This window comes from Streptomyces sp. NPDC029169 (assembly GCF_055563935.1).
In genome coordinates this window covers 334,741-346,192 of sequence record NZ_JBVHXA010000008.1, presented here as the reverse complement: position 1 = coordinate 346,192, position 11,452 = coordinate 334,741, and the positions used below count along the sequence as shown (strand labels likewise).

The following is an 11,452-nucleotide window of genomic DNA, read 5'->3' as shown; positions in this document are numbered from 1 at the left end:
GCGTTGATTTTTGGCACGCTGTTGAGTTCTCAAGGAACGGACGCTTCCTTCGTACTCACCCTCTCGGGCTTTCCTCCGGGCTTCCCTTCGGTCTTTCGTGTTTCCAGCTTAGCAGATCCGTTTTCCGTTTCTGCCACCCGCTGGGCGGGTCGGCCGGACTGTTCTTCGCTTTCGCGTTTCCCTTTCCGGCGATTCCGACTTTATCAGATCCATTCCGGCCGACCTAATCGGTGGCTTTCGTGATTCGAATAAGGAATCGGGTGGCTCCGTGGAAATCAGCTTCCCAACCGGAGCGAGACAGACACTAACTCGTCGCCGCTGGACTTGTCTAGCCCGGGCAACCGTTTGAATCTACCTCCCCACGCGAACCGTGTCAACAGTCCTGTGGGCGAAGAGGAGACTAGCAGGTCAGCGGGGTCGTACGCACATCAGGCGGCGGTGGGGAGCTCGGCGCTGCGGTCCGGTTCGTCGACGTCGCCCGTGTCACCCGCGCGGGCGGCGCGGCCGCCCAGGACGTAGACGTAGGCGAGGAATGCCAGCTCCGCGGCGACGCCGATGGTGATGCGCGCCCAGGTCGGGAGGCCCGACGGGGTGACGAAGCCTTCGATGAGGCCCGAGAGGAACAGGACGAGGGCCAGGCCGATCGCCATGCCCACGGCCGCGCGGCCCTCCTTGGCCAGGGCGGCTCGGCGGGTCATGGGGCCCAGTTCGATGAGGGTCCAGCCGAGGCGGAGGCCGGTGCCGGCGGCGACGAAGACGGCGGTCAGTTCGAGGAGGCCGTGCGGGAGAAGCAGGCCGAGCATGACGTCGAGGCGGCCGGCCGAGGACATCAGGCCGATGGCGACGCCGAGGTTCAGCATGTTGAGGAAGAGGATCCACAGCACCGGGAAGCAGAGGAACGCGCCGAGGACCAGGCACATGGCGGCGGCCTGGGCGTTGTTCGTCCAGACCTGGGCGGCGAAGGAGGCCGCCGGGTGGCTCGAGTAGTACGTCTCGTACTGGCCACCCGGGCGGGTCATCTCGCGCAGTTCCGCCGGGGCGCCGATGGCGGACTGCACCTCGGGGTGCGTACCGATCCACCAGCCGATGATCACCGCGAGGAGGGTGGAGAGGACGGCCGTGGGGACCCACCAGTGCCGTGAGCGGTAGACGGCGGCCGGGAAGCCGGCCGTCAGGAAGTAGGCCGCGTCGCGCCAGGTGGAGCGGCGGGTGCCGGTGACCGTGGCGCGGGCGCGGGCGACGAGCTGGGTCAGCCGGGCCGTAAGCATGGGGTCCGGGGCGCTGGACTGGATCAGGGACAGGTGGGTGGCCGTCCGCTGGTACAGGGCTACGAGTTCGTCGGCCTCGGCGCCGCTGAGCTTGCCGCCGCGGCGCAGGAGGTGGTCGAGGCGGTCCCACTCGGCGCGGTGGGCGGTGACGTAGACGTCGAGGTCCATGATCGGCTGCTGCTCCAGGCACTGGGTGCGTACGGGTCCGTACTACTGCGGCGCGCTGCGGGTCAGCTTGGCAGACTGTCGTACCGATGGGTCGGGGTAGGTCGGAGAAGGGTGGGCGCTGTGAGTGGGGTGGTGACGGGGGACGCCGTCGTCCTGGGGATGCAGCCGGCGCGGCTGCCGAGCCGGGCTCTGGCGCTGCTCCTCGACATGGTGGTGGTGTGGACGGCCTATCTGCTGGTCTCGATCGGGCTCGCGCTGGCGACGGCTTCGCTTGACGAAGCCGCGCAGACCGCTGTCTCGATCGCGTCGTTCCTGCTTGTGTTGGTGGGGGCGCCGATCGCTGTGGAGACGCTGTCGCACGGGCGGTCGCTGGGGAAGCTGGCCTGTGGGCTGCGGGTGGTGCGGGACGACGGCGGGCCGATCCGGTTCCGGCACGCGCTGGTGCGGGGGGCGATGGGGGTCGTGGAGATCCTGATGACGTTCGGGGTCGTCGCCTGTATCGCGTCGCTCGTTTCCGCGCGGGGGCGGCGGATCGGGGATGTCTTCGCCGGGACGCTGGTCGTACGGGAGCGGATGCCGGCGGCTCGGACCACGGTCGTGCCTCCTCCCCCGCCGTGGCTCGTGGGGCGGTTCGCGGGACTGGATCTCTCGGCTGTGCCCGACGCGCTGTGGCTGGAGATACGGCAGTACCTGACGCGGATGGGGCAGCTGGACCCGGCGGTGGGGCGGCGGATCGCGGAGCGGCTGGCCGATGAGCTGGTCGCGCGGACGGGGACGCCTCCGCCGGCGGGTGTGCCTGCGGCGGCGTATCTGGCAGGGGTCGTCGGCGAGCGGCAGGCGCGGGACGCCCGGCGGGCTTTCGCCCGTTCGTCCGCGCCGATTGCGGGAGCGGTGACGGGGACGGGGGTGGGGGTGGGTTCCGGCGCGGGGGCGGGCGCGGGTGCCGTTGCGGCCGGGGGCGTGGCGCCGGGCGGTCAGGCGACGGCGCCTGTCCAGGCGGCGGAGCCGGAGCGTCGTACCGGGTTCGCCCCGCCCGCCTAGCGCCCCGTGTCGGGGAAGACGTTCGGCGGGGTGTCGAGGGACTCGAGTTCGATGCCGGGGGCGGAGAGGACCACGTCGCCGGCGATGTGAACGGTGTGCTGTTCGCCCGTGTCCAGGGCGTTGACCTGGTACTCGTCCACGATCAGACGGCCGTTGTCAGTGGGGTGCGCTTCACTGTTCACCAGGGCCCAGGACTGGTCGATCGTGAGGGGGGCGAGGACGGGATCCGTGAAGGCGACGAGCCGGACGCGGGTCGCGGGGGAAGCGGGGGTGAGGCGCAGGAGTCGCGTGATCGCGACGAGGAACGCCGGGGACCTGCCGGTGAAGGCGTGGGCGCGCACATTGCCTTCGGTGGCGTGGGTTCCGGTGGGGTCCGTGCGGACCCAGGTGACGCCCTCGAGGGCGGCGCCGCGGACCTGCCAGCTCGCGGCGTGGAGTTCGAGTCGGATGGGGCGGCCGAGTTCGTCGATGGCCAGGTCGACGGAGCCGGCGTGCTCGCCGGAGGGGGTGGTGATCTGTGAGACGTAGCGCCAGCCGGAGGGGCCGGGCGCGCAGTTGAAGTGCTCTTCACCGAGGGGGGTGTGATCGTGCGGATCATGGAGCGAATAGCGGCCGCGGGGCATGGGTCCTCGGGGTGCTTCGTGGGGCGGTAGGCCCGGGTGCGGGCCCGTTGGACGAGGCAGGCCCCCGGCACGGGGGTGCGGGGGCCTGCCTGATTCCTCTACGGGTGCGGGGGACGGGCGTGCGTCAGTGCACGGGCGCCGTCCGTACCGGCATCAGTAGCGGTAGTGGTCCGGCTTGTACGGCCCCTCGACCTGGACGCCGATGTAGGCGGCCTGCTCGGGGCGCAGCTCGGTGAGCTTGACGCCCAGGGCGGCGAGGTGGAGGCGGGCGACCTTCTCGTCCAGGTGCTTGGGCAGCACGTAGACGTCGGTCGGGTACTGCTCGGGCTTCGTGAACAGCTCGATCTGGGCCAGGGTCTGGTCCGCGAACGAGTTCGACATCACGAAGGACGGGTGGCCGGTCGCGTTGCCCAGGTTCAGCAGACGGCCCTCCGACAGGACGATGACGACCTTGCCGTCCGGGTAGGTCCAGGTGTGGACCTGCGGCTTGACCTCGTCCTTGACGATGCCGGGGGTGGCGGCCAGGCCTGCCATGTCGATCTCGTTGTCGAAGTGACCGATGTTCCCGACGATCGCCTGGTGCTTCATCCGGGCGATGTCGGACGCCATGATGATGTCCTTGTTGCCCGTCGTGGTGATGAAGATGTCGGCCGTCTCCACCACGTCCTCGAGTGTGGTGACCTGGTAGCCGTCCATCGCCGCCTGCAGCGCGCAGATCGGGTCGATCTCGGTGACGATCACCCGGGCGCCCTGACCCCGCAGGGACTCCGCGCAGCCCTTGCCCACATCACCGTAACCGCAGACGACGGCAGTCTTGCCGCCGATCAGGACGTCCGTGGCGCGGTTGATGCCGTCGATCAGCGAGTGCCGGCAGCCGTACTTGTTGTCGAACTTCGACTTCGTCACCGCGTCATTCACATTGATCGCGGGGAACAGGAGGGAGCCCGCCTGGTGCATCTCGTACAGGCGGTGGACACCCGTCGTGGTCTCCTCCGTCACACCGCGGATCTCGGAGGCGAGGTGGGTCCACTTCTGCGGGTTCTCGCCGAGGGTGCGGTTGAGGAGACGGAGGATGTGGCCGTACTCCTCGCTGTCCGCGGTCGACGGGTCCGGGGCGGAGCCGGCCTTCTCGAACTCGACGCCCTTGTGGACGAGGAGGGTGGCGTCGCCGCCGTCGTCCAGGATCATGTTCGGGCCGCCGGTGGGCGAGTTCGGCCAGGTCAGGGCCTGCTCCGTGCACCACCAGTACTCCTCCAGCGTCTCGCCCTTCCAGGCGAACACCGGAATCCCCGCCGCCGCGATCGCCGCCGCCGCATGGTCCTGGGTGGAGAAGATGTTGCAGGAGGCCCAGCGGACCTCGGCGCCGAGGGCGACCAGGGTCTCGATGAGGACGGCCGTCTGCACGGTCATGTGCAGGGAGCCGGTGATCCGGGCGCCGGCGAGCGGCTGCGTCTCCGCGTACTCGCGGCGGATCGACATCAGGCCGGGCATCTCGTGCTCGGCGAGGGTGATCTCCTTGCGGCCGAAGGCGGCCAGGGACAGGTCGGCGACCTTGAAGTCCTGCTGGGTGGCGGCAGTCGTCATGACTGGGCTGCTCCTCGTGGATCGGGTTCGAGGGTGGTCGGGGCGCCTGACACCGCGACTTCGGGTAGCGCGGGCACACGAATGCCCGGGGTACTCCCGCGGTGCAGTCGTCGGAGGCCCTCTCTCCCTCGGCCGGTCCTCGCGGACCGCCCGACCGCCATCAGCAGCGACGTCTGGCTGGTCACGAATCTACACCGATCAAGCGGCGACCCACAGTCCGCCCAGCGCACAGGGGCCCGGGGTCGTGGTGACCCCGGGCCCCTGTGGTGCGGGCCCTGTCGTCGGCGCCGCTCGTCGTGGTGTTGTCCCACCCGTTCCGCCTGGGGGTCCCCCGGACGGAGTCTGGGGGAGGAACGAATGCCCACAACGGTGTCCGCCAGCAGCCCGCCCGCCCCACAACCGGGCGGGGCCGTCAGTGCCCCGGGCCGCCCGGGGTCTTTGCGGGGTCGGCGCCTGCGGCTGCCGCCGCCTCGCTGTAGACGTCCGGCTCCAGGTAGATGACCCGGGCGATCGGGACGGCGGCGCGGATGCGCTCCTCCGCCGCGTTGATGGCGGCCGCGATCTGCGTGGCCGTGTCATCGTGCCGGACCGCGACCTTGGCGGCGACGAGGAGCTCCTCCGGGCCGAGGTGGAGCGTGCGCATGTGGATCAGGCGCGTGACGGTCTCGCCGTCGACGACCGCGTCCTCGATCATCTTCACCTGGTCGGCGCCGGCGGCCTCGCCGAGCAGCAGCGACTTGGTCTCCGCGGCGAGCACGATCGCGATGGCGATGAGGAGGACACCGATGCAGAGGGTGCCGATGCCGTCCCAGACGCCGTTGCCGGTCAGGAGCGCGATGCCGACGCCGCCGAGGGCGAGGACCAGGCCGACGAGGGCGCCGAGGTCCTCCAGGAGTACGACCGGCAGCTCCGGGGCCTTGGCGTGGCGGACGAACTCCTTCCAGGACTTCTTGCCTCGGATCTCGTTCGACTCCTTGATGGCCGTACGGAACGAGAACGTCTCGGCGATGATCGCGAAAACCAGGACGCCGACCGGCCAGTACCAGGCCTCGATCTCGTGCGGGTCCTTGATCTTCTCGTAACCCTCGTAGATGGCGAACATGCCACCGACGGAGAAGAGCACGATGGAGACGAGGAAGGCGTAGATGTAGCGTTCGCGGCCGTAGCCGAAGGGGTGCTGCGGGGTCGCCTCGCGCTTGGCCTTCTTGCCGCCGAGGAGCAGGAGTCCCTGATTGCCGGAGTCGGCGACCGAGTGGACGCTCTCGGCCAGCATCGAGGACGAACCACTGAAGAGGAACGCCACGAACTTGGCTACCGCGATCGCGAGGTTCGCGGCGAGTGCCGCCACGATCGCCTTGGTTCCGCCTGACGCGCTCATGGGTGTACGTGTTCCCTTCGTCGGTACTCCGGCACTGTTGCCGCCATTCGGCCGGTCATTGTTGCATCAGGGTCGTATCAGGCCACGACGGTGGCGCGGAAGACCGCTCCCGTACCGGACAGTTCGGTCGTTTCGCCCGCCGGGACGAACACCGACTCGCCGGGCGCGAGCGTTACCTCGCCCGCCTTCGGGCGGCCCGCGACCGCGAGGAGGATCTGCGGGGTGGCGGTGGTGACGTCGGTGGGCGCCGCGCCCTCGGCCCGTACGAAACGGGAGAGGCGGAACTCGTCGATGGGCGTGTCGTAGACCTCCTCGCCCGACGGGGAGGCCTCGGGGCGCAGGACGGCCGGCTCGGTCGGCTCGAAGCGGACGATCTTCAGGAGTTCCGGGACGTCGACATGCTTGGGGGTGAGCCCGCAGCGCAGGACGTTGTCGGAGTTGGCCATGATCTCGACGCCGAGGCCGTCGAGGTAGGCGTGCGGCACGCCCGCGCCGAGGAAGAGGGCCTCGCCGGGCTGGAGTTGGACGAAGTTGAGCAGCATGGCCGCGATGACGCCGGGGTCGTTCGGGTAGTGGTGGGCGAGTGTGGCGTACGGGGCGTGGGCGCCGCCCAGGCGTTCGGCGGCGGCCGCGGCCTCGGCGACGGTGTGCGCCATCTCCTCGTGGTCGGCGATCAGCAGGGCCGTCAGGACCTCGCGCAGCGCGGCCTCTTCAGGGTGGGCGTGGAGCAGGTCGACGTACGGCTTGAGGGAGTCGACGCCGAGCGCGGAGAGGGCGTCGGCGGCCTCGACCGGGTTACGGAAGCCGCACAGGCCGTTGAACGGCGTGAGGGCGCAGATCAGCTCGGGCTTGTGGTTGGCGTCCTTGTAGTTGCGGTGCGGCGCGTCGATCGGGACGCCGGCCGCCTCCTCGGCGGCGAAGCCGGCCTTCGCCTGCGCGAGGTCGGGGTGGACCTGGAGGGAGAGCGGGGCGCCGGCGGCGAGCAGCTTGAGGAGGAAGGGCAGGTGCGGGCCGAACTTCCCGACGGCCGGCGCGCCCAGTTCACGTACGGGATCGGCGTCGATGACCTCGTTGAGGGGTCCGCGGTCCGTGCGGGAGGGGGCGCCGGGGTGGGCGCCCATCCACATCTCGGCCTGGGGCTCACCGGTGGGGACGACGCCCAGCAGTTCCGGGATGGCCGTGGTGGAACCCCAGGCGTAGGGGCGGACGGTGTTGACGAGGCGGTCCATGGAGCCTTCCAGCTTTCCTCAGTGCGGTGATGCGGTGATGCGGTGATGGAGGTGGGGGCGTCGTGGGACGTGGCGGCGTCGTGGGACGGGCGTGCCGGTTACGCGGGTGGTGCCGTTGGTGGGGCGATGCCGGCCGAGGCCAGGGAGAGGTAGATCGCGGCGAAGTCGGTGACCGCGAGCAGTTCGGCGAGGGTTTCGAGGAGTTCGGCGTTCTCGCCCGGTGCCTCCTCCGGCGCCAGCGGTTCCAGTTCGCTGATCGCGGTGCCGTGGCTGAGGGCCAGCTCGCGGGCGGCGGGGGCGGCGGTCAGTCCGCCGGTGGCGGACGGGCGGTCGCGCAGCAGGACGACCCGGGCGCGCAGGGCCTGCTGCTCCTCGACGCGGTCGCGGAAGAAGTCGTCGGGGTCGGCGCCGGCCGCGTAGTCGCCGGCGAGCAGGACGCCGTGGGCGGGCAGGGCCTCGGGCAGTTCGGCGGCGAGCGCGGGCAGGCCGGCCAGCTCGGCCAGTACGGCGGCGAAGCGGCGGCCCACGGGGCCGGCGGCGTCGCCCTCGGTCCAGATCAGCGGCAGCGTGTCGGCGAGCTCGGCGGCGAGCGTCTTCGCCGGGTTGTTGTACGTGGCGATGGCCGGGCCGCAGCGTTCGGCCATCCGGTCGAGGCGGTCGGCGACCTTCTCCAGCGTCTCGGGCGGCGCTTCGAGGAGGCCGACGCGGTCGAGCAGCGCGAGGAGCGGGGTGAACAGGGCCCACAGGGCGCCGGGGCCGGCGGCGAGGGTCTCCTCGTACTCCTCGGCGCTCTCGTTCGGGGCCATCGCCATCGGGACGAGGAGGCCTCGGGGGGCGCTGACGGTGTCGGCGAGCGGGGAGGTCTTCGGCGCGACGGCGACGACCGTGATGCCGCGGCGGTACGCCTGCTCGGCGAGGAGCGCGAGGCCGGGTTCGGAGCCGTCGATGGTCGGGATCAGGAGCAGGTCCACGGAGCCGGCCCAGCCGGGGAGGGCCCAGCGCAGGGCCCCGGCGGCGGGGGCGACGCCGGTGGGCTGGAGGCGGATGACGGGGGCGGCGGCGCCGGCGAGGGCGCCGACCAGGTCGGCGACGCCCGCGGCGGCCGTGCCGGGGCCTGCGACGAGGACGGAGCGGGGGCGGCCGTCCGGGCTCAGCTCCGAGATTCCGGCTTCGGCGGCGTGGCGCGCGGCGGTCCGCACCCGTGCGCCTGCCTCGGCGGCGCCGCGGAGGAGGCCGCGGCGGTCGGCGAGGGCGAGGGCGTCCGGGGCGTCGAGGAGGGTCTCGTCGAGCATGGGGCGGTGCCTCCGGGTTGGCGGGGCGGATGCGGGCTCGTGGGGGGGGTGCGGGGCCGGTGCGGTTTGGTGCGGGCTCGTGGGGTGCGGGGCCGGTGCGGGTTCGTGGGGTGCGGGGCCGGTGCGGGTTCGTGGTGGTGCGCCCGGCCTTCGGCCGGGCTTGGGGTTCCCACCCGCACCACCCGTACAACTGAGACGTCGGCTGACGGTCCTCCCGTGGTCGGAACCCGCCGTCGGCGGCGATCCGTCCGTGGGGCGGCCGGGCCGCGCCGCTGCGGGCGGCGGGACGGTCGTCCCGTGGGCGGATCCCACCGTCGGCGGTCATCCGTCCGCCGGGCGGCCGAGCCGCGGCTTCTGCGGGCGCCGGGCCGGTCGCCCTGTGGTCGGAACCCGCCGTCGGCGGTGATCCGTCCGCCGGGCGGCCGGGCCGCGCCACTGCGGGCCGGGCCGGTCGTCCGTGGTCGGAACGCGCCGTCGGCGGAGATCCGTCCGCAGGACGGCCGAGCCGCGCTACTCCGGTCGGCCAGTGGTCGGAACCCCGCCCTCGGCGGCGATCCGTCCGTAGGACGGCCGGGCCATGGTCGGGTCACGCCGTCGGCGGCGAGTCGGCCGTGGGGCGGGCGGGCCGGGCTACTGCGGGTGGCGGGCCTCGTCCACCAGGAGGACCGGGATGCCGTCGCGGACCGGGTAGGCGAGGCCGCAGTCGGGGCTCGTGCAGAGGAGTTCGGGGGTCTCGGCCGCCGTGCGGTCGTTCAGTGGCGCGTGGCACGCCGGGCAGGCCAGGATCTCCAGGAGGCCGGCTTCGAGCGGCATGAGGTTTCCCCTTCGAACAAGCGGTGATGGTGCTGCCCTTTGGGCCAGGTCAGCCTACCGCCGGGGGACGGGGCGCGCCCCCGGCCGCAGAAGGGTGTCAGTCCGCCGCGCGGACCAGCGCCAGGACCTCGTCGCGGATCTTGGCCATGGTGGCCTCGTCGCGGGCCTCCACGTTCAGGCGCAGCAGCGGCTCGGTGTTCGACGGGCGCAGGTTGAACCACCAGTCGGCCGACGCCACCGTCAGACCGTCGAGCTCGTCGAGGGTGATGCCGTCCTGACCTGCGTACGTCGCCTTGACCGCCGCCGTACGGCCGGCCTGGTCGGCGACCGTGGAGTTGATCTCGCCCGAGCCGACGTAACGGTCGTACGAGGAGACCAGCTGCGACAGCGGGCCGTCCTGGCCACCGAGGGCGGCCAGGACGTGGAGCGCGGCGAGCATGCCCGTATCGGCGTTCCAGAAGTCCTTGAAGTAGTAGTGCGCGGAGTGCTCGCCGCCGAAGATCGCGCCCGTCTTCGCCATCTCCTCCTTGATGAAGGAGTGGCCGACGCGGGTGCGGACCGGCGTGCCGCCGTTCTCGCGCACGACCTCGGGGACCGACCAGGAGGTGATCAGGTTGTGGATGATCGTGCCGCCGGGGGTCTTGGCCAGCTCGCGGGCGGCGACCAGTGCTGTGATCGCGGACGGGGAGACCGCCTCGCCGCGCTCGTCGACGACGAAGCAGCGGTCGGCGTCCCCGTCGAAGGCGAGGCCGAGGTCGGCGCCCTCGGCCCGGACGCGGGCCTGGAGGTCGACGATGTTCGCCGGGTCGAGCGGGTTGGCCTCGTGGTTCGGGAAGGTGCCGTCGAGCTCGAAGTACATCGGTACGAGGTCCAGCGGGAGGCCCGCGAAGACGGTGGGGACGGTGTGGCCGCCCATGCCGTTGCCCGCGTCCACGACGACCTTCAGGGGCCGGATCGCGGTCAGGTCCACCAGCGCCTTCAGGTGGGCGGAGTAGTCCTTCAGCGTGTCGCGCTCGGTGATCATGCCGGTCGTGGGCGCGGCCGCGGGGGCGCCCTCCTCCGACCAGCGCTCGACGAGCAAACGGATCTCGGAGAGACCGGTGTCCTGGCCGACGGGGGCGGCGCCCGCGCGGCACATCTTGATGCCGTTGTACTGGGCGGGGTTGTGCGAGGCGGTGAACATCGCGCCCGGCAGGTCGAGGCTGCCCGAGGCGAAGTACAGCTGGTCCGTGGAGCAGAGCCCGATCAGGGTGACGTCGGCGCCGACGCGGGCCGCGCCACGGGCGAAGGCGCCCGACAGGCCAGGTGATGAGGGCCGCATGTCGTGGCCGACCACGATCGCGTCCGCACCCGTCACACGGACGAACGCGGCTCCGAACAGCTCGGCGAGCGTCTCGTCCCACTGATCAGGCACCACCCCGCGGACGTCGTACGCCTTCACGATCTGCGACAGATCAGCAGCCACGGAACAACCCTCCTGAATACGCCATCTCCGGCACGCGTGTGCGGCGCGTGTAGGAGGCCCAACCTACCGGGGGCCGCTCCCGGGACGGCAGAGCGCCCTGGTCGGGGACGTGGCCGTCAGTTGTCCGGGGAGCGCAGGACCCGCAGGTGGCCGCGGCGTCCGACCTCCATGGGGTCCCCGCCTCGACCGCCGCCGCCCTTGCCGCCGGCCTCGGCCGCGCGTTCCTGGGGGCGGGCCGCCTCCCGTACCGCGTTGGCGAGGGCTTCGAGGTCGTCGCCGCTGGGGCGGGACGGAGCGGAGGGATCGGAGAGCCGTACGACCTCCCAGCCGCGCGGCGCGGTGAGGCGCTCGCTGTGCTCGGCGCACAGGTCGTAGCAGTGGGGCTCGGCGTAGGTGGCGAGCGGGCCGAGGACCGCAGTCGAGTCGGCATAGACGTACGTCAGTGTCGCGACGGCAGGGCGGCCGCACGCGGTGCGCGAACAGCGACGTACAGGGCTCACGACGTTGGACGGTACCGCACTCTTGAGCGGGCCGCGACGACTCTCCACCAGGTCACTCCACCGTGTCGCGGTGTGACCTCGACCACGGACC

10 protein-coding genes are annotated in these 11,452 nt (G+C 71.8%); 1 reads left to right on the top strand and 9 read right to left on the bottom strand.

Annotated features, from left to right (window positions below):
• Positions 1–428 precede the first annotated feature (428 nt).
• Positions 429–1,436: a stage II sporulation protein M gene (locus ACZ4VI_RS18505; RefSeq protein WP_468000295.1), complete on the bottom strand. Its 1,008-nt coding sequence runs from the start codon at positions 1,434–1,436 to the stop codon at positions 429–431.
• Positions 1,437–1,556: 120 nt separating this feature from the next.
• Here ACZ4VI_RS18505 and ACZ4VI_RS18500 point away from each other — a divergent pair, with 120 nt between their 5' ends.
• On the top strand, positions 1,557–2,477 hold the full coding sequence (locus ACZ4VI_RS18500) for an RDD family protein (protein ID WP_468000294.1): 921 nt from the start codon (positions 1,557–1,559) through the stop codon (positions 2,475–2,477).
• On the opposite strand, the gene ACZ4VI_RS18495 is transcribed toward ACZ4VI_RS18500, so the two are convergent.
• From ACZ4VI_RS18495 to ACZ4VI_RS18460, 8 genes are all read right to left on the bottom strand, one after another.
• Positions 2,474–3,100 (bottom strand): hypothetical protein, encoded by a 627-nt coding sequence (locus ACZ4VI_RS18495; RefSeq protein ID WP_468000293.1) that lies wholly within the window; start codon positions 3,098–3,100, stop codon positions 2,474–2,476. The genes ACZ4VI_RS18500 and ACZ4VI_RS18495 overlap by 4 nt on opposite strands.
• Before the next feature lie 153 nt (positions 3,101–3,253).
• Positions 3,254–4,684, bottom strand: coding sequence for an adenosylhomocysteinase (ahcY, locus tag ACZ4VI_RS18490; RefSeq protein WP_468000291.1), 1,431 nt, complete (start codon positions 4,682–4,684; stop codon positions 3,254–3,256).
• Positions 4,685–5,096: 412 nt separating this feature from the next.
• Positions 5,097–6,062, bottom strand: coding sequence for a cation diffusion facilitator family transporter (locus tag ACZ4VI_RS18485; RefSeq protein WP_468000290.1), 966 nt, complete (start codon positions 6,060–6,062; stop codon positions 5,097–5,099).
• A 77-nt stretch (positions 6,063–6,139) separates the two neighbouring features.
• Positions 6,140–7,291 carry a mannose-6-phosphate isomerase, class I gene (manA, locus tag ACZ4VI_RS18480; protein WP_468000289.1) on the bottom strand — a complete coding sequence of 384 codons (1,152 nt, stop codon included), beginning with the start codon at positions 7,289–7,291 and terminating at the stop codon, positions 6,140–6,142.
• Positions 7,292–7,389: 98 nt separating this feature from the next.
• Complete coding sequence (locus ACZ4VI_RS18475; protein WP_468000287.1) at positions 7,390–8,583, bottom strand: SIS domain-containing protein; 1,194 nt, start codon at positions 8,581–8,583, stop codon at positions 7,390–7,392.
• A gap of 630 nt (positions 8,584–9,213) precedes the next feature.
• Positions 9,214–9,396: a Trm112 family protein gene (locus ACZ4VI_RS18470; protein WP_468000285.1), complete on the bottom strand. Its 183-nt coding sequence runs from the start codon at positions 9,394–9,396 to the stop codon at positions 9,214–9,216.
• Positions 9,397–9,493: 97 nt separating this feature from the next.
• Entirely contained in the window at positions 9,494–10,861 is a 1,368-nt protein-coding gene (locus tag ACZ4VI_RS18465) for a phosphomannomutase/phosphoglucomutase (RefSeq protein WP_468000283.1), read from the bottom strand.
• A 116-nt stretch (positions 10,862–10,977) separates the two neighbouring features.
• Positions 10,978–11,409: a DUF3499 domain-containing protein gene (locus ACZ4VI_RS18460; RefSeq protein WP_468000282.1), complete on the bottom strand. Its 432-nt coding sequence runs from the start codon at positions 11,407–11,409 to the stop codon at positions 10,978–10,980.
• Positions 11,410–11,452 lie beyond the last annotated feature (43 nt).

Coding starts and splice junctions, on each gene's coding strand:
- ACZ4VI_RS18485 (WP_468000290.1), bottom strand. CDS start 6,062: ATGAGCGCGTCAGGCGGAACCAAGGCGATCGTGGCGGCACTCGCCGCG.
- ACZ4VI_RS18495 (WP_468000293.1), bottom strand. CDS start 3,100: ATGCCCCGCGGCCGCTATTCGCTCCATGATCCGCACGATCACACCCCC.
- ahcY (WP_468000291.1), bottom strand. CDS start 4,684: ATGACGACTGCCGCCACCCAGCAGGACTTCAAGGTCGCCGACCTGTCC.
- ACZ4VI_RS18505 (WP_468000295.1), bottom strand. CDS start 1,436: ATGGACCTCGACGTCTACGTCACCGCCCACCGCGCCGAGTGGGACCGC.
- ACZ4VI_RS18475 (WP_468000287.1), bottom strand. CDS start 8,583: ATGCTCGACGAGACCCTCCTCGACGCCCCGGACGCCCTCGCCCTCGCC.
- manA (WP_468000289.1), bottom strand. CDS start 7,291: ATGGACCGCCTCGTCAACACCGTCCGCCCCTACGCCTGGGGTTCCACC.
- ACZ4VI_RS18470 (WP_468000285.1), bottom strand. CDS start 9,396: ATGCCGCTCGAAGCCGGCCTCCTGGAGATCCTGGCCTGCCCGGCGTGC.